The sequence below is a fragment of the Clostridium brassicae genome (assembly GCF_026738875.1).
GTDB lineage: Bacteria > Bacillota > Clostridia > Clostridiales > Clostridiaceae > Clostridium_H > Clostridium_H brassicae.
Genome location: NZ_JAPQFJ010000010.1, coordinates 32646 through 54027, shown reverse-complemented (window position 1 = coordinate 54027; position 21382 = coordinate 32646). Strand labels below are relative to the sequence as shown.

The window sequence follows — 21382 nt, the reverse complement described above, 5'->3', positions numbered from 1 at the left end:
AATCACCTCTCTTTAATTAAAACAATTTAGGTATTTCATTTATCATAGTATCAATACCCAAATAAGTCATTATAACTACAACTAAAACTCCAAAAATAGTCATCCATATTGGATGTTTATAGTTACCTACAATATTCTTCCTATAAGCTGCAATAAGCATAGTTCCTAAAGTTATAGGTAATATTAATCCATTTAGTGCTCCAACCAAAATTAAAACTTTTACTGGTTTACCTATAAAAGTAAACACAATTGTAGATACAACTATAAAAACGATTATTAATAACTTTTCATTTTTTTGTAAAGAAGGACTAAATGTTTTAATAAAAGATACTGATGTATATGCAGCTCCTATAACAGAAGTTATTGCTGCTGACCACATTACTATACCAAATATTTTATATCCTATATTACCAGCAGCAAGTTTAAATACTGAAGCTGGTGGGTTTGCTGGATCTAATTTTAATCCCTTTGAAACAACAGCAAGAGTTGCAAGAAATAATAATATTCTCATCAAAGATGCTATTCCAACCCCTGAAAAACAACTTCTTGTCATTTTAGGTATATCTTCTTCTCCTTGAACCCCTGCATCCAATAGCCTATGCCCTCCAGCAAAAGTTATATATCCTCCTACAGTTCCACCCACTAAAGTAACTATAGACATCATATCTATAGTGTCTGGAGCAAAAGTCTTGGCTACAGCAGTAGCTAAAGGTGGATTTGCAGTAGTTACTACATATATAGTAACTAATATCATTATGAATCCCATAATTTGTGCAAATCTATCCATAGCCTTTCCAGCTTCTTTAATAAGAAATATTGTAATCGCTATAACTGCACTTAATACAGCTCCTACTTTAGGATCTATGTTAAATAAAACATTTAAACCCAATCCAGCTCCAGCTATATTACCAATATTGAAAGCCAAACCTCCCATAACTACAAGAGCAGCTACAAAATAACCAAGTCCTGGTATTACTAAATTAGCAATATCTTGCCCTCTTTTCTTAGATACAACGATAATTCTCCAAATATTAAGTTGCGCTCCTACATCTAAAACTATAGATATTAAAATTACAAACCCAAAGCTTGCCCCAAGTTTTCCTGTAAATACAGTACTTTGAGTTAAAAATCCTGGTCCTATGGCAGAAGTGGCCATTAAGAATGCCGCGCCTAAAATAACACTCCAATTCATTTTACTTTTTCTATTTTCCAAAAAATATCCCCCTCTTTATTAAGTACTTTTTAACTTATCTATTGCATCGTAAATAATTTTTTATTTTGTTATAATTAATTTTGAAACAAATTTAAATGCTTTTAATAGTTATATTGTTTATCATAAGTTCACTTCTTATTTTTTTTGCAAACTCTAATGCTTTTTCCCCATCCCCATGTATGCATACAGTATCTGCTTTAATATTAATCTCTTTCCCAGTAGTTGAATTTACTTTTCCTGTCTTTATCATTTTCACTACTTGTCTTACAGATTCTTCCTCATTTTTTATTAAAGCATTTTCTTCTTTTCTTGGGGTAAGTGTTCCTCTATCTGTATAAGTTCTATCTGCAAAAACCTCATTTGCAACTCTTAAGCCTATATTCTCTGCTGCTTTTATTAATCTACTTCTGGAAAGTCCAAATAATATAATTTCTGGATCTATCTTATATACTGCTTCTGAAATAGCTCTTGATAATTCTTCATCTTGTGCTGCCATATTGTACAATGCTCCATGAGGTTTTACGTGATTCATTTTTCCACCGTAAGACTTAACAAAACCATTTAACGCTCCAATTTGGTACATAGTTATCTCATAGGCTTCTTTTGGTGTAATATTCATATTTCTTCTACCAAAACCAATTAAATCTTGAAATCCTACATGAGCTCCTATTGACACACTTTTTTCTAAACAAAGTTTTACTGTTTTATTCATGATAGTTGGATCTCCTGCATGGAATCCACAAGCAATATTAGCCGAAGAAATAAATTCCATAATTTTCTCATCATTACCTATCTTATAGGTTCCAAAACTCTCTCCCATATCACAATTTATATCTACAGAATACATAAAACTCACCTCAACCTACATAATTTTCAAATTCAACCCTCGTCTTAAATCTTGTATATCTTTTTCTCTTTGTATATATAATTCTTGAGCTTCCTTTAAAGTAATTTTACTAAAAGAAATCCTATCTCCAGGCTTCATTTGAGATACAATTGGAATATCTATAGATGATACCTGTCCAATTTTGGGATATCCACCTGTAGTCTGCCTATCTGCAAGAAGAATTATAGGATTTCCATCTGCTGGAACTTGTATTGTTCCCAGTGCTACAGCTTCTGATATCATCTCTAAAGGCTCTTCTAACTGTAAGTTCTCTCCTTTAAGTCTATAGCCCATCCTATCTGATTGAGGAGTTATTAAATAACTATTTTTAAATAAAGCTTTTTTACTATCTTCACAAAAATAATCAAACTCTCCTCCTTTAACTACTCTTACGTTAAAATTATTAATATAATTGGGAATAATTTTTGAAGATACAAACCATTTAGGATATGAAAAACCATCATCATTAACATTTAATGATAATGTGTAAATTATCTTTTTCCCGATTTCAGAACAATCTTTTAAACTTAAAATGTCTCCTTTTTTAATTTGTCTACCTTCATATCCTCCAATCTCAGCCCTAAGATAAGTACTCTTACTTCCCATGACTCCTTCTATATTAAAAGAACCAGCAAAAGCTAAATATGCTCTTGCTCCATAATTATTCTTTCCAAAACTCAATACACTTCCTTTTTTTACATATACAGGTCTCCACATAGGCATAAAAACATCATTTATTTTTGGAGACAAATCAGCACCACAAATAGAAATTAAAGTATCCTCATTCATTAAAATTTTAGGTCCTAATAATGTTATCTCTAGTGTAGCTTCTCCTTCTTCATTTCCTACTAGTATATTAGCAACTCTATGTGCAAAAGAATCCATTGCTCCACTTACAATTACCCCATATTTTCTAAATCCATATCTACCCAAATCCTGTATTGTTGTTAAAAGTCCTGGACTTATTACCTCTATGCCCACTTTAATTCTCCTTGTTCTCCGTACTTCAATTCATAATATTCTTCTTTAGAAATAGCCCTAAATTTAACTACATCACCAGCTTGAAGTAAGCTTGGAACTTCGTTTTCAGGTCTAAAAAGGTTTAATGGGGTTTTCCCTATAAGTTGCCATCCTCCTGGGGTAGAAATAGGATATACACCTGTTTGACTACCAGCTATTCCTACAGAACCTGCTGGTATAGATACTCTTGGAGTCTTTCTTCTAGGAGTTGCAATTTTTTCTGACATTCCTGCAAGATAAGGAAATCCTGGTGCAAAACCAATCATATAAACTCTATTCTCACAACTAGAATGAATATCTATAACCTCTTCTATTGAAATCTTATTATAGTCTGCAACAAATTTTAAATCTGGACCAAATTCTTCTCCATAACAAACAGGAATTTCAACTATTCTTGGATTATCCTGGATCCTATCCTCAAGCTTATAAACTATTTTCTCTATCTTTGAGGATATTAATTCATAAGGACTTTTATTTTTTAATTGTTCATATCCTTGTGCCTCTTTAATTACCTCTAATGGGTTATAGAATATCGTAATAGTCACAAATGCTGGAACATATTCTATCATTCCTTTAACAGGATTTTTATCTAAATATTGAGATAAAGCCTTTATTTTTAAATGAGTATTTATATTAATTTTATTATTAAATTTTACAATAAGAGCACATTCTCCCATTGGATTTATTTCTAATAATTTATCTTGCTTCACTTTAATTTCCTCCCCACTAATTATCAATCTAAATTCCACTAATACCATATAAATATATTTTAACTCCAAATCATTACTTTTTGCAAGTTTTTTTTACAATATTTCATGTTTAATTATTCATTTCTGTGAATTGAATAATTTTCAATACATATATTCTCTATTTACTCTTTTCCATGCTTATTTTCATGCTATTCACAAGCATTATTGAATTTTATGATTTTTTTTATTCATTTATATAATATTACATTCATGTATATGCAATAAATACACTACTATATTTCATTCATTTTTTAAGCACGCACTTCTAACTGTTAATATTTTGACTTGCGTTAAAAAAAACACTAGTTTAAAGTAATAATTTTATATGTATGAATTAAAAATAGTAAAAATTGCACAATCTAAATATGAGGAAATTTATATTTTTATAAAGTAAATTTTATATTTAAAAACAATTAGAAAGGATTATAATTATGAAAAAATATAGAGATATTACTAAAAAAATTTTAAACCGCTATCTTATCAAAGCATTAAGTTTTATGGCATTAGGACTTTTTTCTTCATTGATAATAGGACTCATTTTATCACAAATTTCTAAAATACCAGGATTTGAATTTATTAAAATGTTTACAGATATTATTTCTGCAAAATCTCCAGTGGTAGGTTCTTCTATAGGAGTTGCTATAGCTTACGGATTAGAATGCTCTCCACTTACAATATTCTCATCTGCTGCAACAGGAGCCTTTGGATATACTTTGGGAGGGCCAGTAGGTGCCTATATAGCTTCAACCTTTGGAGCTGAAATAGGTGAATTAATAGCTGGTAAAACTAAAATCGATATTATCTTAGTTCCTTCAATAACTATAATTTCAGGAAGTCTAAGTGGTAAATTTGTTGGTCCATACATTTCTTCTTTTATGACAAACTTAGGTAATACAATAACCATAGCCACTAATCTTCATCCAATACCTATGGGTGTTATAGTTGCAACTCTTATGGGAATTGCCTTAACTGCACCTATAAGCAGTGCAGCTATTGCAATATCGTTAAACATGTCTGGTCTCGCAGCCGGTGCTGCTACAGTAGGTTGTTGTGCTCAAATGATTGGATTTGCTGTATCTAGCTACAGAGAAAATAAATTCTCAGGTTTAATATCACAAGGTATAGGTACTTCCATGCTTCAAGTACCTAATATTTTTAAAAACCCTCTAATATTAATTCCACCAACACTCACTGGAGCAATTTTAGGTCCTGTTTCTACTACTATATTAAAATTAGAAAATATTCCTATAGGTGCTGGTATGGGTACAAGTGGCTTAGTTGGTCCACTATGCACATTTAAAGCAATGGAATATTCTTTAGACTTTAAATCATTATTGTTTAGGATTGCTTTACTTGAATTTATTGCTCCAGCATTTTTATCTATAATTTTTTCTGAATTTATGCGAAAGAAAGGATGGATTAAATTTGAAGATATGAAATTGAATATTTAAACCAAAAAATGCTATATCTGAACAAAAAAACAACATAATATGTTGATTGATTACCCTATAAATCAATCAACATATTATGTATAAAATTTATTTTGCTATAATCTTTTTTTCATTTATACTGTTTTATTATATTTTATATTCTTACTATCAAAATACTTTGTAGCCACTAATAATACAGTAGCACTAGTAATTAACCCTACGTATATAGAACTTATTTTAGGTAATCCTAAAATTATCCATAATCCACTCATAACTGGAGCTAATATAATTGCATATATTCCTGCTTTAGGATTTATCTTATCTTTAAATAGCATTGCTACCAATGTAGGAACAAATATCGGGGTAGCTCTGAATACCATAGATATAAATCCCCATTCCAATATCATAGAATTTTTATTTTTTATTACAATGAAAAAAGTAGCAATACCTATAATTATTATACTTACTTTTAATACAGCCAATTGTTTTTTATCACTACATGATGGATTTATTATAGTTTTATATATATCTCGAGCAAACATAGTTGCAATTCCTAATGACAATCCTGCCCCAGCAGCTATAGATGAAATTAAAATTGTTGCTATAGAAATTCCAGCTATAACTGGATGCAAATGTTTAATCAAAAACAAAGGGAAAGCCTCCTTAGCTTGAATACCTGGATAATGTATTCTCATATACATTCCTATAAAAGTACATATTATTCCTACAGGTAATACAAAGAAAGCTGTCAAAAAAGCACTTTTTCTAGATACCTTACTATTTTTCCCTGCTATTATAGTCTGAAAGAAAGTTTGAGTAGATAAAATTCCTACTATAGTAGATAAAACAGAAGCTATATCTTCTGAAATACTTCCACTAAACAAATTAAGCCAAGGATCTTTTGGGAAAAAGGTTATAATTTCTTTTGGAGCATTAAGCTTAAAGATTAATATACCTCCACATATTAAACTTGTAACATATAAAAGTACTGTTTTTATTCCTCCGACCACAGCACTTCCCCAAAACCCTCCAAAAACTACATATGTAACAAGCAATAAAACCACTATACCAGTAGTTTTATTCATACCAATTCCAAATATAGCCGTAAATAAAGCACTACAAGCAATTACTTGCCCATTTACATGTATGAACATTCCCATAGATAATAATAAACTGGAGCAAGTCCTAGATTTTTTTCCATATGTACTTCCAATAATCTGTGGTATAGTTTCAAAATTCTTTCTATCTGCCTGCTTTGAATAAAATAATCCTAATATTATACTAGCTATAGATAGTCCTGTTATAAACCATATAGCTACAACTCCATGATTATAAGCCATCTGAACAGTTCCTACTGTGGCTGCACCACCAATTATAGTACCCATTAACATACTAGTAAGTCCTAATACACCTAGCTTACTTCCTCCTGTTATAAAATCCTTAGTTGTTTTAACTCTTAAATTTCCTAAATATCCTGCTATGCCAGTAAATATTAGAGTAATAATTGCGCTAACTACTATAATCTTCATATTAATCTCCCACTTTATATTATTTAAAATTTGTCTATATATATTTAGATTGAGGGAAATATTTTTAAATACAATCCATCTAAATCTAAAAGAACTTTATCCGATGACTACCCGCTTTAATACTTCTATCTTCTACAAAATAGGAGTAAAGAGCGTTTGCATCCCTGGATAACGATTTCTAAGCTTTAGATGGGATAAAACTCCCTCTAAAGACAAGAACCCTGTTTATAATCATATCTTTTTTACATATATTTATATTATCAAAAATTCCTAAACAACACAAAATATTCTCAAATTTAATATATAAAGTTTAATAAAAAACTCATAAACATGTTTCTAAATTTGAATACTAACATTAGGAGGTGTTCTTATGAAGAGATGTAGAATTATGAACAATCATCATTTCAATTGTTTAAATAAGCATGAGAAAATGTTCCTTGCAAGTATTATTGGCTGTAGTTTTATGCGTGGAATATTAGTAGGTATGTACTTAAATAATAAATAATTTACTAGTAAAAAACATTAAACAACACTTTCATTATTTTAATATTTCATGTAATTGTAAATCCTATGTAAGTGAAAACTCTAAGAATTATAAATTTTTATAAATTCTTAGAGTTTTCTATAAGTAACTAATGTAACTTTGTCACTTATAACTATCTTTTCATTTTGGAATCCTATAAAAGCTATGAATAATCCAATTCCCGCACTAACAGCTATAGTGATCTCAGCATTTTTACTCAAAAATCACCCCTTATTATACTATTGAGTTCAATTAGGTAATATTCCATATGTGTGTTATCTATATTTTTTTTAATTCATGTCATATATACTATCCTTAAATCTTTTTTACTGTCTTGTTTTATCTTTTGTCCTTAAAAAAGAAGGTCTTTTTTTGTTTAATTTTATATCACTAAAAATATATTCTTTCAAATCTCCTAAATTTGATGGAGCTAGTGGAGCAGTAAAAGGTACTTCTAGACTTTCATTAGAAGCTATACTAATTACAATAAAAGTAATTCCTATTGTATAACCAAATATTCCAAATACTCCTGTTAAAAAAATCAACATAAATTTTAGTATTATAATTGGTTTTAAAAGTAATTGATCTGGAGCTATAAAAGAAGTCATTGTAGATAAAGCAATAATAATTACTGTAAGTGGACTTACTATTCTGGCTGTAACAGCCGCTTGACCAATTACGATAGTTCCAACAATACCTATAGCAGCACCTATTTGTTTTGGAAGCCTCAGACTTGCTTCTTTAAGTATTTCTGATACTATTTCCATAATTGTAATTTCTACTATATTACTTATAGGTACAGTAGATCTTGCTTCTGCTAAAGTCAATATATAATTAGCCGGAAGAATATCTGGATGAAAGCTCATAACAGCAATATAAAATGGTGATAACATTAAGGTTATCATTAACGAAAGAACTCTCAAAAACTTTAAAGATATAGATATATAAGTATTTTCATAATGATCATCACTAGCATCTAAAAATTCTATAAATGTCTTTGGTAAAATTAGTGTTAAATTGCTTCCTTCAACAAGAATACATATTTTACCTTTTAACATTTCTGCACACGCTTTATCAGGCCTTTCACATATGCCAACTTCTGGAAATAAGCCCCATGTTTTTTTCTTTATAAATTTCTCAATATATGAGGAGTCGATTATCCCATCAACATCTATTTTTTTTAACTTACTCTTTACTTCATTAACATATTTAGTATTAGCTATATCTTCAATATAAATTACAGCAGTACTTGTTTTTGTTCTCTTCCCCACACTAAATTTTTCTATTCTAAGTGCTTCATCTTTTAGCCTATAATGTATTAATGATAAGTTTGTATCAAAACTTTCAGTAAACGAGTCTCTTGGTCCCTTTAAAGACGATTGTATAGCTGGAGCTTCTACATTTCTTTTATCAACTTTATAAGTATTAGCTATTATATATCTTTCCTCTGTAGGCAAGATTATTACACATCTTCCTTTTATAACATAATCTATAATTTTATTTTCATCACTATCATTATCAACATCATCCATGTAAACAATAGATTTTAAAATCAAATCTATTGTAATCTCTTGCTTATCATATTGTAATATAGGTTTTATTATATCTTCTGAAATTCTTTTTCTATCTGTAATTTCTGGTATATATAATATAAATATTTCTTTATTTGCATTATATATCTCTCTTATATTAATCCCCAAATTCTGTATCATATTATTTTTTATAATTTTTTCATATTTAGTGTTCTTCATGCTTTCACCACATCATTCTAATTATTTATGTTTAACTTTATAATCAGATAAATTCATACTTACAATTTTTGTTTTCACATTAACTATGACATCTGCTTTGTCATAATTTTCTCTCCAATTTATATTTTTATAGTTTTTAGGGTCATCAGCTCTAAAATACCTTGCAAATCCAAACATATCACATTTGTTGTCTTGTGACCTTTTTACACTTAATTCTATATCCTTTTTTATTTTATCTGATATAAGATGTTCGAATTCTTTCAATTCCTTGTTATTTAAAGGATCTAAATAATACTGATATGAAAGCTTAGCATCTAAATCCAAATCTATATTTATAACAATTTTTTTATCTTTATATTTCACTTTAATATCTCTTTTATTTATTTTAGTATCGAAGCTTAACTTGTTTTTAGGGTCTTTAAGACTGTTTATTGTCTCTTCTCTACTAATATTTTTTCCCTGAATATATAAAATTCCATCAGTATCCTTTATATCAATAATATCTATTAGCTTAGAATCTCTCATAACAGCTAATCCTAAGTATCTAACATTCTGCTGCTCTATTCCCACATACGGAAGCATATATCCTACATCACCCATTGCTATATCAGAAAGAATTTCCCCAATATTTTTATTTATAGCCATTCCCTTATTAGTGAGAAAATTTATATTATCTTCTAAAAAAAATCCTACTGATAGATGATTCTGTATGTCTTTACTAAAAAGCTGTGATGGTGGTTCACGACTAACAAATGCAAGAACAGCTTTTCTATAGTCATATGTTTTATTAATTCTATTTATATATGGTTCAATTCCTTCCCTAGCATATTTTCTTCCAAAAACCACAACTCTTGTTGCTCCTAAAAAAGTTTCATATGGACGTTTACTACTAAAATCCACTCTAGCCTCTTCTAACGTTTTTCCATAAGACAAATCTGTATAAACACTTGTTACATTCGTTTTTCCTTTTTCTTCTAATTTAGAAAAAAGTTTAGATACTTCTCCTGAGATTTCTAGCATATCTCCCATGCGATCAATACCTATTGAAATTACAATATTTTTTTTATTAATATCCCCATAATCCCAACATCCTATTAAAAATATAGAAAATAACATAATAATACATATACTAAAAATCTTATTAAATTTTTTCATCATACTTTTTCACCTTTGTAATAATAAATAATATTATTGGTACAATAACTGTACAAAACACTCCTAGATATTTGATGATTTTAACAATCATAGGCATTTGAATATAATTTCTTTTTGGCAAAATAGTTATAACAAAAGATATCATGAGAATAACTCCCGTTAAAAAATTTATATTAGTTTTTTTAAAATAATTACTTAATAAATAAGACGTACCATATGAATAAATAACCAACGTAGAAAATATACCCATAATCCAAGAAATTATAAATATCCCGTCTAATCTCTTAAATAATTCTAAATAAGAAATATCTATTCTTCTAATCACAGCTAACAATGCATCATTATAATGTACTATATCATCTACTCCCATTACTGAAATGCATGACTCTACTATTAAGACATACATACCTCCTATAAGCGCTACCATAAAAACATTCTGTTTCCATACTCCTTCGTTTTTTTCATTCATAGGTATAATACTTAATAATTCCATTCCTAAAAACGGAAAAACCATTTCAATAATTCCTTTAATATATGATTTAACTTCTAATGGATAAAAAAAAGGTCTTATATTTATTAACTTTCCTTCTGTAAACATAAGTAAGTGAGTAATAATAATAGAAACAATTATTACTATTCCATATAATTCGCATATTCTTGCAATAACTCTTATTCCTTTTGTTACTGCATAATATGTAATTAAATAGTAAATTAAACATATTACCCAAAGCGGCGTTTTCAGAAGTATTGTAAGTTTTATAACTAAACTTGAATTTTCAACTATATAAGTTACACTAACAAAGAAAAAAACTATATATATAACTACAATTATTGTTCTTAAGGTTTTTCCTAACAATAATTCTCCATATTCATATAGTGTCTGCTCTTTATAGATATATGAAACATATGTATTTATCCAAACCATTACACAAGCTATACATGTTGCAATCAATATAGCAATCCATGCTCCCGTACCTACTTTTTCAGCTATATTCTTAGGAAGTTCTAAATTTCCAAACCCCATAATAACTCCCAAAAGTATGAAAGCAATTTGTCTATTTGTAAGAAAATCTTTCATTAATATATACCTCCCTAAGTATATATAATAGTTTGCCAAAATATACTGTATATTATTCTCAGATATCAATCATAAATTTGGTACTAGAATAAAATTTATACTACCTACATTCTTTAAAAGAGAGGTTTAATTTTAAAAAACTAAGTTAAAATTAGCTTTAAGTCAATTATTGACACTAGTACATATCCTCTTAGATATAAAAATAGGTTACCACATAATATGTAAGCTAAATAGCTTATGTGGTAACCTACTTTCTTCAAAATAAAGACAAGTCCAAAATGACTTGTCCAATTTATTTAAATAACTGCCTTTTTATAAAAATTATCTATATCTTCTTTTGAATACCCTATAGCTGTAAATATCTCTTCATTATTTTCTCCCAACTCAGGGAAAATATATTTTGCTTGTCCAGGAGTATCAGATAACTTTATTGGAACTCCTGTTAAAACCATATCTTTCCCTGAATTTTTAAAATTAGATATTTTATTTACCATATTCCTTGCCATTACTTGAGGATGTGAGCACATTTCTTCCATATTCAAAACAGGAGTAAAACATATATTACTGGTAGACAAAAATTCCACCCACTCATCTCTAGTCTTTTCACTAATAATATTGCTTATATCTTCTATTATATTTTCTTGTTTTACTTTATCCCATTGAGTATCTATATATTCTTTTCTATCTATTCTTTGGCAAAATTCCCTCCAAAACTTATCTTCCACTGCTCCAAGACTAACATATTTTTCGTCTTTAGTCTTATATACATGATAACATGCGTATCCACCTGTTAGAGTTTCATTTCCTCTCTGTGGAAGACTTCCTGACCCAGACCATTCTCCTAATGCATAGGCTAATAAAGATATAGATCCATCCATCATAGCTACATCACAAAGTTGACCCTTACCTGTTTTTTCCCTACTTAATAATGCTAATAAAATAGCTATAACAGAATATAAAGATCCTGCTGCTGTATCTGCTATTTGAACTCCACTTATAGCTGGATTTTCATTGTTATTTCCTATTTGGTCAGTAACTCCTGCTAAACTTAAATAGTTAAGATCATGTCCAGCAGCATCTCTTAAAGGTCCATCTAATCCATATCCAGTTAATGAGCAATATATTAATTCCTCATTTATATTTTTTAAAACTTCATATCCTAATCCCATCTTATCCATAACACCTGGTCTAAATTGATCTAATACAACATCACAATCTGCTACTAATTTTTTAAATATTTCCTTTCCCTCTTCTTTTTTTAAATCGAGAGTTATACTTTTTTTATTACGATTTACAGAAAAAAACCTAGAACTTTCCCCTTCTATGAGCGGAGCTAATTTTCTTCCAAGTTCTCCTGTATTAGGTTGTTCTATTTTAATAACTTCCCCTCCAAAATCAGCTAATATTTGTGTACAAAGTGGCCCTGGAAGATATCTTGATAAATCTAAAATTCTAATTCCTTCTAACGGCAAACTCATACTTCTTCCCCCTATCCCAATATATTAAATACAAGTATAATTATAGCAAATACTTCAATCAATTCAAACCTATAGGTCTAAATACTACCTAAAACTACTTTCCAACTTGAAAAAATGACTTCAATTTCTAATATTATTCAGTTAATTGAATATTTTCAATAATAAAAAAATTTATATACGTCATATTTTCTGATAAAATATATATTAAAAGACACTAAAAAATAAAAGGAGTGCTATTTAATGCTGAGTTTTATTCAAAATGTAATTTCTCAATGTAATTCTATACTATGGTCATATGTATTAATTGGTTTACTAATTGTACTGGGTCTTTATTTTACGATTAAATCTAATTTTGTTCAATTTAAATATTTCGGACATATGTTTAGACTATTAGGCGAAGGAGCAAGCAACTCTATTTCTTCAAATAACGAAGAACATAAAGGCGTTTCATCTTTCCAAGCCTTCTGTATAAGTACAGCTTCTAGAGTAGGAACTGGTAACTTAGCTGGAGTAGCTATAGCTATATCTTTAGGCGGCCCAGGTGCAGTCTTTTGGATGTGGCTAATAGCTTTAATTGGTGCTGGCTCAAGTTTTGTTGAAAGCACATTAGCTCAAATTTATAAAGTTAAAGATAAACACGGTTTTAGAGGTGGTCCTGCTTACTATATGGAAAAAGGACTAAATAAAAAATGGATGGGAGTATTTTTCTCTATTTTAATTACTTTATCTTATGGATTTGTATTCAATGCTGTTCAAGCAAATACAATTACTTTTGCATTTGAACAAGCTTTTGGTACAAAAAGACTTTTTGTTGGTATTGCAATAACAGTATGTACAGCATTAATTATTTTTGGTGGAGTAAAAAGAATAGCCAGAATTGTTGAATTAATAGTACCAATAATGGCTATTGGATACGTTACCGTTGCCTTGTTTGTTGTAGGGAAAAATTTTTCTCAGATTCCAAGCATATTCGCCCTTATTATCAAAAGCGCTTTCGGATTTGAACAAGCTATTGGTGGAAGTATTGGCGCAACTATAATGATGGGTATTAAAAGAGGTCTTTTCTCAAATGAAGCAGGAATGGGAAGTGCACCAAACGCTGCAGCAACAGCTGATGTAACTCATCCTGTAAAGCAAGGATTTATTCAAACCTTAGGTGTATTTACTGATACTATTTTAATTTGTAGTGCTACTTCTTTTATAATTCTTCTTTCAGGATCACATTTAACTAAAGGGTTGGAAGGAATTCAACTTACTCAAGCTGCCCTTAGTTCTCAGGTTGGTTCTTGGGGAAATACGTTCATAGCAATTTGTATATTACTTTTTGCTTTCAGTTCCATAATAGGTAATTACTATTATGGAGAAACAAATATAGAATTTTTGAACGGAAATATAGCTTGGTTAACCATTTATAGATTCCTAGTACTGGCTATGGTTATATTTGGATCAATTTCAAAAATCCAAATAGTTTGGGATGCAGCCGACTTATTTATGGGATTAATGGCTGTTACTAACTTAATTGCTATTGCAAAACTTTCTAACATTGCTTTTAAAGCGTTAAAAGATTATACCAAACAAAGAAAAGATGGTAAGAGTCCCGTGTTCTATGCAGATAATATTAATGGATTAAATAATTTAGAGTGCTGGCAAAGAGAAAAATCAGAGATTTTAGACGCATAAAAGTAAGTAATGGCCAATTGTAAAATATTAACAAATTTCAATTGGCCATTTTTTATTGTACTATTTTTATTTTTAATTATAATTAAAGTAGTATAATGTATATATCTTTTTCAATACTAAGTATATATGTATTTATATTTATCTTTATTAAAGTGGTGGGAGATATTAAATGAAACTATATGAACGAGTATTCAGTGCATCTATATTCGTATTTTTAACTTCAATTTTAATTTTATTTATTGCATCACATAATATATTTCTAAAAAGAGCAACCAATTTAGAAGTAACTGAGGTATCAAAAAATGCTAATTCTATATTGAATTTCATAGATAAAGAAATCCAGACTATGTCTTTAACTAACCTTGAATATTCTAATTGGAATGAAACATATGAATTTATGAAAAACCATAATAAAGATTATATTAAATCAAATTTTTCTACTATGGAAACTTTCAAACATCAACAAATATGTTTTTTTGCTTTTATAGATAATTCTAAAAATATAGTTTATAGTGGAACTCCATATGAAAATTTTAATGTGACAAGTAATTCGAACATAAACATTAATAAACAAATTATAACTAAAGTGACTTCTCTTAATCTTTCTAAAAGCATTACAGGAATACTAGTTATTGATAATACTCCTTTTTTAATAAATTGCCATCCTGTAATTAAAGAAAATTCTAATTTATCTAACGGAGCTTTTCTTTTAGTTAAACCTTTAGAAAGCACTAACATTGAATATTTATATAAAAATTTGAGATTACATACACAAGTAGTAAAACCAGAAAAATTCGACTATAACATAGACAATAATATTTTTATAAATATTAAAAATAAGAATACACTGCATGAATATATTTTTCTTAAAGACATATTTGGAGAAAACGCACTTTTTATGGAATTGTCTGTAAACAGAGAGATTTATAATACTGTTGAAAATAGTGTATACATGTACATGATTTTATTATTTTTTGTTATTTTTTTCTCTACATGTATGTTTTTTACATTTATGAATGAAATCATACTGAAAAGAGTTATAAACATAAGAAATGTTGTTATAAAAATAAAAAACTCTGGAGATTTCTCATTAAGAATAAGAGATTCTTCACAAAATGAGGATGAAATAACAGAACTAAATAGAGACTTTAATAGTTTACTTAATGCACTAGAAAATTCTCAAAACCAATTACTATATATGGCATATCATGATCCCTTAACAGAAATACCTAACAGAAAAAAAATAATGCAAATATTAAATGACTTATCTAAAGACACTAAAAATAAGTTTGCTTTGTTTTATATGGACCTAAATAATTTTAAAGGAATTAACGATAAATTTGGACACCATTGTGGAGATTTTGTATTAAAAAAAATGGCAAACATCGTTAAAAATGTACTAGATGAAAATTGTATATTAGGGAGACTTGGTGGAGATGAGTTTGTAATTATACAAAAGAACATTTCTTCTTTAAAAGATATAGAATTATTAGCTATAAAAGTTTGTACTGCCTTAGAAGAGCCTATGAAATACAATGATTGTACTATTTACTCTACTATTAGTATTGGTATTAGCATTTACCCTGAACATACTTATGATATTCGTACTTTAATAGATTATGCTGATTCTACAATGTATATTGCAAAAAAAGAGAATGGAAACTCCTATAAAATTTATTCTAATGAATAAACATTAAACATAACTTCATAAAAATCTAAGCAGCTTTAAGTATATTTTAAAACTGCTTAGATTTTTATATTGATATATTATTCTGTATTATTGTTAATATTTCTAACGCTTTTAAGTCTATCTCACTTTCACATTCTTCAACTACTTCTTTAAAACTACTATCTTTATCTTCTTCAATTTCATTTGTATTTATTAACCTATCTAAAAGCCTGTCTAATATCTTCATACTTACCACCTCACGAAATTATGTCTTAATATAAATACTTTAATGTCAACTATTATTCTAGATAAAAATATATATTACCTTATAATGGTAATATATATTTTATCACAGGGTTTGTGCTAAAAAAAGTAATTTTTGTAAATTTTATTTATCACTTATAAGATTTTAATTCAGCTTATATTTTACAAACAAATATATATACTTATTAATACGATAAAAATTTCTTAATCTATAGTATAATTTATACATATTTCAAATATCTTGTTTTTTACATTATATATAATTATTTAAAATAAGGTGGTATTGAAAATTTTATATTTAAAATATCCATTACATATATAATCAAATCCATTTTATCTAAATAAATCCTATTCTACTTCATAATACAAACTTTCTAATAAGTTAACTCTAAAACTACTATACATTACTATGAGTTATACATGAGAAAAGTTCATATCTATTTTTTCATACCTATAAATATACTTATTTTTGTTCCTACATTAAGAGTACTTTTAACTTCTATACTTCCTTCGTGTTGTGATATAATCCATTTTGCTATAGCCAATCCTAGACCCGTTCCACCTTCACTCTTTGTTCTAGACTTATCAACCCTATAAAATCTATCGAAAATATAAGGTATATCCTCATTTGGAATTCCTCCACCTGTATCTTCAACTACAATAACAACTTTATTTTTATTTATATGTGCTCCTACAGTTATCTTCCCATTTTCTGGTGTGAATTTTAAGCTATTATCTATAAATATTCTTAGTGCTTGTTTCATCAACTTATAATCTGCAAAAATTAAAATTTTTTTATTGGTTTTATTATAAACGCTATGTTTTAAATCTATTAACTTTGTTTCTTTTACAACCTCTTCTAATAATTCGTTTATATAAAATTCCTCTTTGTGTATCTCTTGAGTTTTTTTATCAACCCTAGCTAAGAATAATAATTTTTCAACTAACTCTTTCATGTTTTCTGACTCATCTTTGATAGCAGTGATACTTTCCTCTAATACTTCTTTATCATCTTTTCCCCACCTATGAAGCATATTTGCATATCCTTGAATAACAGCAATAGGCGTTCTAAGTTCATGTGAAGCATCCGATACAAATCGATTCTGCTTTTCATAAGAATCTTGAATTCTATCAAACATATCATTAACAGTTTGTGCAAGTTCTCTTAACTCATCATGTGAACCTTTAACATTAAGACGAGTATCTAAATTCTGCACATTTATATCTTTGACAGTATGGGTCATTTCATTTATAGGTTCTATAACTTTTTGACTTATTCTTGATCCAAATCTTGTGGTTATAATTACGATAACAATATTCAAAAATACTAAAACAACCCAAAATACCGAAAAATATTTATTTTCTTTTTTTAAGTTACTAATGATTTGTATATAATATGTTTCATTGTTCAAATTGAAATTTTTATTTAAAATTAATATCTCTACATTATCTGTTCCCTTTACTAAATATGGTGAATCTATTTGAAAATCTTCATAATATTCTCCATTATTTTTGTCTGTCTCATAAATAACATTCTTATTGTTTTTTAAAATGTTTATTGATACATTACCTTTCTTAGAAATACTCTCAATTAATTCATTCGGAACCGCTGAAACACTTTTTATATTATCTAATGCAATTTCTCCATACATATTTATATTACTCTTAGCTTCCTCTATTAAAAAAAACTTAAATCCAAATAAAATTGTCAAGCTAAACAAAAATAAAAGTATAGATAGTACAAGTGTATATATAAAATTCAACTTAAAAGTAATAGAAAATTTTAATCTTATTTTAAATTTATTTAATAAAGCTGTAATTACTCTTTCTAATGTTTTAATAATCCTTGGAGTTATCATTATTGTCTGCTTTATTAAAATATAACTATACCTTAAGATAACTCTAAATATTTTTATAAACTTCGTCTTTTTATTCATCTTTTAAAAGGTATCCCACTCCTCTAATCGTATATATAAATCTCACGTCATACTTATTATCAATTTTCGTCCTTAGATATCTGACATAAACATCAACTACATTAGTATCCCCTAAATAATCAAATCCCCATACTTTGTCTAATATTTGTTCTCTAGTTAAAGCAATATTTTTATTTTCCATAAAAAATTTTAATAAATCAAATTCAGTCTTTGTAAGTTCAATATTTTCTTCATTATAGGAGACAATATGCTTATTTAAATCTAATTTCAATTCTTTTATACAGATACTATTAGAATCTTTTACTTCTAATTTCTTTCTCTTCAATGCTACCCTTATTCTGGCTAAAAGTTCTTCTATTGCAAAAGGTTTAGTTATATAATCGTCAGCTCCAGTATCTAATCCCATTACAATATCCGTCGTTTCATCCTTAGCTGTTAACATTATTATAGGTATCTCTGATATTTGACGTATTCTTCTACAAACCTCCATGCCATTTAACTTAGGAATCATAACATCTAATACTATTAAATCAAATTCTTCATTTAAAGCTTTATCAAACCCTTCTCTACCATCATATGCTTGTTCCGTAGCATATCCTTCATATTGTAATTCTAACTGAAGGAAGCGAGAAATTTTAACCTCATCTTCTACTATAAGAACTTTTTTCTTATCAAGCTTACCCATCTTAATTCCTCCTCAATAAACACTTGCCTTGCTATGCTAATCAAAATAAACTTTGAAATTTTCTATATAATAAATTCTCACATATATAAATTATAACTTAATCGCTATCCTTAAGTAATTGAATTTAAGATATTTTTAAAATTCGACTCTATTAGGTAATGTTATCCTTATGATATATAATCATAATATTGATATATACTTCATTTTAAGAGATTATTATTGCAAATTTGACTATGTAGAAAACTTTATCTGACCTTGATTTATATTAGGGCAATATAACCTGCTTTAGTATAAGATTTCCACAAAGAAGCCTTTTATGTTATAATTAGTAAATAATCATTAATACTGGTATTTGTAAATCCTTTATTTACATAACCAGTAAGAGTAATTGGGGGTATTTTAAATGTTTAAAAAAATTAGAAAAATCAGTATTTTTGTTCTTATGTTTCTGTTATTTACAAGCATAAATGTTTTTGCAGGAGATATACCAGAGTCAATAATGTCTGGTAAACAGAAGGCACTCTTTATAGGGAAAATAACTGATATTAGTACTGACACATATAATATAGTTCCTTCTACTGTAATGATGGGGAATATTGAGAAACCAGAAATTAAAATTAAAAAATTTGATAAATATTACGGAACAAGTACTAAGCCCAAAACTGGAGATTTTGTTGTAGCAGTTTTGTTAGAGGAAAACAAAATTGACGATACTTGGATATTTAAAAGCACGTCTGAAGACTATAAAACCTTAAAACTTGTAAGCGAGCAATATGCAATGGTAGCTCGTTATCAAAAATATATAAATGAAGGAGAATACTTTAAAGCGCAAAAAAAGATAAATGATAATTCAAAAGTATCAGCAACTCCTACCAATACCAGTGTACAAAGCACTCAATCAAAAGGAAATAATCTTAAAATACAATCTTATATAACTAATTGTAAATTTATAACAATATTAGTTATTTTTATTGCTTGTATAATATTTTTTACTGTAAATACATTAAAAAAGCGCCGCAGGAACTAAGAACAGATAATATAGGGCTTATTATAAGTAATAAGCCCTATATTATAAATTAGTATAAATAATTTTATATAATAGAGGCTTAAATTTATATGATAAATAAATCTCTAAAAAAATCTATTAAAAAGTTAACTTTTTAATAGATTTTTCAAGTTAATCGAAACAATTATTTATTTAAACTAAGTCTTCTTTTTCTTCAGACAAATTATCAACTATATTATTAACTTTATTTGATACTTTATTTAAAATATCGTTAACTTTTAAATTTTCTTCTTTGTCTCTTTCTATTCTAATAGTATGTTTTGTAACTAATGCAAGTATAGTAGCTACTATAGTAACAGGACAAGCTAAAACAGTACATAATATAACTAGGTTAACTGATGTCTTTAATACAGTTTCATCTTCTTTTCTAACTACCACTTTAGTTTTATTGCCTTTTTTAATTAATTTCTCTAACTTTCTTAAAAATTTGCTTTCACATGAGCAATCCTTATTAATTTTTTTATTTTTCTCAAGATATATTAGCGCTTCTACAATATCCCCATCAAATTTTTCTAAAGTCTCTTTTGCCTCTTCATAACTTATATTTGCTCTCTCTTTTAATAATTCTATTTGCTCTAAAGATACAGCCATTACAAATCCCTCCATTTTTTTATTACATATAGTTTATAAATTGTATTAATCAATAATTTATAAACCATATAGTTAATTTATATTTTTATTATATTTAGTAAAAATTAGAGGGAACTTAATAAAAGATTAGAATTTGATTAGAAAAGTTATATAGTTATAATATCATGGATTTTCCTCACCCTATAAAAGTTAAAAGCTATGTTATAAAAATTATTAACATAGCTTTTGCTTAAATATTCTATACTTTCTTTACTTTTTATCTTGTTTAATATCTTTAGGTGCATCCTCTAAAATTCTTTTACTTGATTTTAGTGAATTACACTTTCTACAAAAATAATTTCTAGCACCACAACCAGAATATTCTTCTAATTTTTCTCCACAATCAGGACAATAATATACTTTACTCATCTAAAATGTTCTCCTTTAATGTCCACAACAGCAACAGCCACCATTTCCTATACTTTCAATCTTTACAACATCATACCCAGCATCTTCTACTGCGTCTTTTAATATACTATCCTCTAATGATTTTTCCATATCTACTAAAGCAGACTTTTTTTCTAAATCAACAGCTACATTAGTTACCCCTTCTAATTCCATTAAAGCATCTTTAACATGTTTAACACAATGTTGACAGCTCATTCCTTCTACTAATAATTTCTTTTTCATTTTTAACTC

At 27.7% G+C, this 21382-nt stretch carries 21 protein-coding genes; 5 read left to right on the top strand and 16 right to left on the bottom strand.

Annotated elements, in window-relative coordinates:
* Positions 1-16: 16 nt before the first annotated feature.
* From OW729_RS10675 to pxpB, 4 genes are all read right to left on the bottom strand, one after another.
* Positions 17-1213 carry an NRAMP family divalent metal transporter gene (locus OW729_RS10675; RefSeq protein ID WP_407647661.1) on the bottom strand — a complete coding sequence of 399 codons (1197 nt, stop codon included), beginning with the start codon at positions 1211-1213 and terminating at the stop codon, positions 17-19.
* A gap of 91 nt (positions 1214-1304) precedes the next feature.
* Entirely contained in the window at positions 1305-2060 is a 756-nt protein-coding gene (locus tag OW729_RS10670; protein ID WP_268061493.1) for a LamB/YcsF family protein, read from the bottom strand.
* Positions 2061-2075: 15 nt separating this feature from the next.
* Positions 2076-3080: a 5-oxoprolinase subunit C family protein gene (locus tag OW729_RS10665; protein WP_268061492.1), complete on the bottom strand. Its 1005-nt coding sequence runs from the start codon at positions 3078-3080 to the stop codon at positions 2076-2078.
* Entirely contained in the window at positions 3071-3829 is a 759-nt protein-coding gene (gene pxpB / locus OW729_RS10660) for a 5-oxoprolinase subunit PxpB (protein WP_326498372.1), read from the bottom strand. Before pxpB ends, OW729_RS10665 begins: the two co-directional genes overlap by 10 nt.
* A 470-nt stretch (positions 3830-4299) precedes the next feature.
* On the opposite strand from pxpB, the gene OW729_RS10655 reads away from it, so the two are divergent.
* Positions 4300-5319, top strand: coding sequence for a PTS transporter subunit IIC (locus OW729_RS10655; RefSeq protein ID WP_268061491.1), 1020 nt, complete (start codon positions 4300-4302; stop codon positions 5317-5319).
* 113 nt (positions 5320-5432) lie between these two features.
* Here the strand turns inward: OW729_RS10655 and OW729_RS10650 are convergent, their stop codons facing one another.
* The gene (locus OW729_RS10650) at positions 5433-6827 is read right to left on the bottom strand and encodes a sodium:solute symporter family protein (RefSeq protein ID WP_268061490.1); all 1395 of its coding nucleotides are present in this window, start codon (positions 6825-6827) and stop codon (positions 5433-5435) included.
* Between the two features lie 370 nt (positions 6828-7197).
* Between OW729_RS10650 and OW729_RS10645 the strand changes: the two genes are divergently transcribed.
* Positions 7198-7332 carry a hypothetical protein gene (locus tag OW729_RS10645; protein WP_268061488.1) on the top strand — a complete coding sequence of 45 codons (135 nt, stop codon included), beginning with the start codon at positions 7198-7200 and terminating at the stop codon, positions 7330-7332.
* A gap of 107 nt (positions 7333-7439) precedes the next feature.
* Here OW729_RS10645 and OW729_RS10640 read toward each other — a convergent pair whose 3' ends face one another.
* The 5 genes from OW729_RS10640 to OW729_RS10620 all read right to left on the bottom strand — a co-directional run bounded on the left by OW729_RS10640 (position 7440) and on the right by OW729_RS10620 (position 12812).
* Positions 7440-7571, bottom strand: a complete 132-nt coding sequence (locus OW729_RS10640; protein WP_268061487.1) for a hypothetical protein — start codon at positions 7569-7571, stop codon at positions 7440-7442.
* A 105-nt stretch (positions 7572-7676) separates the two neighbouring features.
* Positions 7677-9101: a spore germination protein gene (locus tag OW729_RS10635; protein WP_268061486.1), complete on the bottom strand. Its 1425-nt coding sequence runs from the start codon at positions 9099-9101 to the stop codon at positions 7677-7679.
* A gap of 21 nt (positions 9102-9122) precedes the next feature.
* Positions 9123-10259, bottom strand: a complete 1137-nt coding sequence (locus tag OW729_RS10630) for a Ger(x)C family spore germination protein (RefSeq protein WP_268061485.1) — start codon at positions 10257-10259, stop codon at positions 9123-9125.
* Complete coding sequence (locus OW729_RS10625; RefSeq protein ID WP_268061484.1) at positions 10243-11334, bottom strand: GerAB/ArcD/ProY family transporter; 1092 nt, start codon at positions 11332-11334, stop codon at positions 10243-10245. Before OW729_RS10625 ends, OW729_RS10630 begins: the two co-directional genes overlap by 17 nt.
* 296 nt (positions 11335-11630) lie before the next feature.
* Positions 11631-12812 (bottom strand): CaiB/BaiF CoA transferase family protein, encoded by a 1182-nt coding sequence (locus OW729_RS10620; protein WP_268061483.1) that lies wholly within the window; start codon positions 12810-12812, stop codon positions 11631-11633.
* A 243-nt stretch (positions 12813-13055) separates the two neighbouring features.
* Between OW729_RS10620 and OW729_RS10615 the strand changes: the two genes are divergently transcribed.
* Positions 13056-14492, top strand: coding sequence for an alanine/glycine:cation symporter family protein (locus OW729_RS10615; protein WP_407647666.1), 1437 nt, complete (start codon positions 13056-13058; stop codon positions 14490-14492).
* Positions 14493-14661: 169 nt separating this feature from the next.
* Positions 14662-16182 (top strand): sensor domain-containing diguanylate cyclase, encoded by a 1521-nt coding sequence (locus OW729_RS10610; RefSeq protein WP_268061481.1) that lies wholly within the window; start codon positions 14662-14664, stop codon positions 16180-16182.
* A gap of 64 nt (positions 16183-16246) precedes the next feature.
* Here the strand turns inward: OW729_RS10610 and OW729_RS10605 are convergent, their stop codons facing one another.
* The 3 genes from OW729_RS10605 to OW729_RS10595 all read right to left on the bottom strand — a co-directional run bounded on the left by OW729_RS10605 (position 16247) and on the right by OW729_RS10595 (position 19047).
* Positions 16247-16408, bottom strand: a complete 162-nt coding sequence (locus tag OW729_RS10605) for a hypothetical protein (RefSeq protein WP_268061480.1) — start codon at positions 16406-16408, stop codon at positions 16247-16249.
* A 454-nt stretch (positions 16409-16862) separates the two neighbouring features.
* The gene (locus OW729_RS10600) at positions 16863-18362 is read right to left on the bottom strand and encodes a sensor histidine kinase (protein ID WP_268061479.1); all 1500 of its coding nucleotides are present in this window, start codon (positions 18360-18362) and stop codon (positions 16863-16865) included.
* The gene (locus tag OW729_RS10595) at positions 18355-19047 is read right to left on the bottom strand and encodes a response regulator transcription factor (RefSeq protein ID WP_268061478.1); all 693 of its coding nucleotides are present in this window, start codon (positions 19045-19047) and stop codon (positions 18355-18357) included. Before OW729_RS10595 ends, OW729_RS10600 begins: the two co-directional genes overlap by 8 nt.
* Before the next feature lie 403 nt (positions 19048-19450).
* Between OW729_RS10595 and OW729_RS10590 the strand changes: the two genes are divergently transcribed.
* Complete coding sequence (locus OW729_RS10590) at positions 19451-20074, top strand: hypothetical protein (RefSeq protein ID WP_268061477.1); 624 nt, start codon at positions 19451-19453, stop codon at positions 20072-20074.
* A gap of 171 nt (positions 20075-20245) precedes the next feature.
* On the opposite strand, the gene OW729_RS10585 is transcribed toward OW729_RS10590, so the two are convergent.
* From OW729_RS10585 to OW729_RS10575, 3 genes are all read right to left on the bottom strand, one after another.
* Complete coding sequence (locus OW729_RS10585; RefSeq protein ID WP_268061476.1) at positions 20246-20704, bottom strand: DUF4342 domain-containing protein; 459 nt, start codon at positions 20702-20704, stop codon at positions 20246-20248.
* Positions 20705-20953: 249 nt separating this feature from the next.
* Positions 20954-21112 carry a YfgJ family double zinc ribbon protein gene (locus OW729_RS10580; RefSeq protein WP_268061475.1) on the bottom strand — a complete coding sequence of 53 codons (159 nt, stop codon included), beginning with the start codon at positions 21110-21112 and terminating at the stop codon, positions 20954-20956.
* Positions 21113-21127: 15 nt separating this feature from the next.
* Positions 21128-21373 carry a heavy-metal-associated domain-containing protein gene (locus tag OW729_RS10575; protein ID WP_268061474.1) on the bottom strand — a complete coding sequence of 82 codons (246 nt, stop codon included), beginning with the start codon at positions 21371-21373 and terminating at the stop codon, positions 21128-21130.
* Positions 21374-21382: the final 9 nt, after the last annotated feature.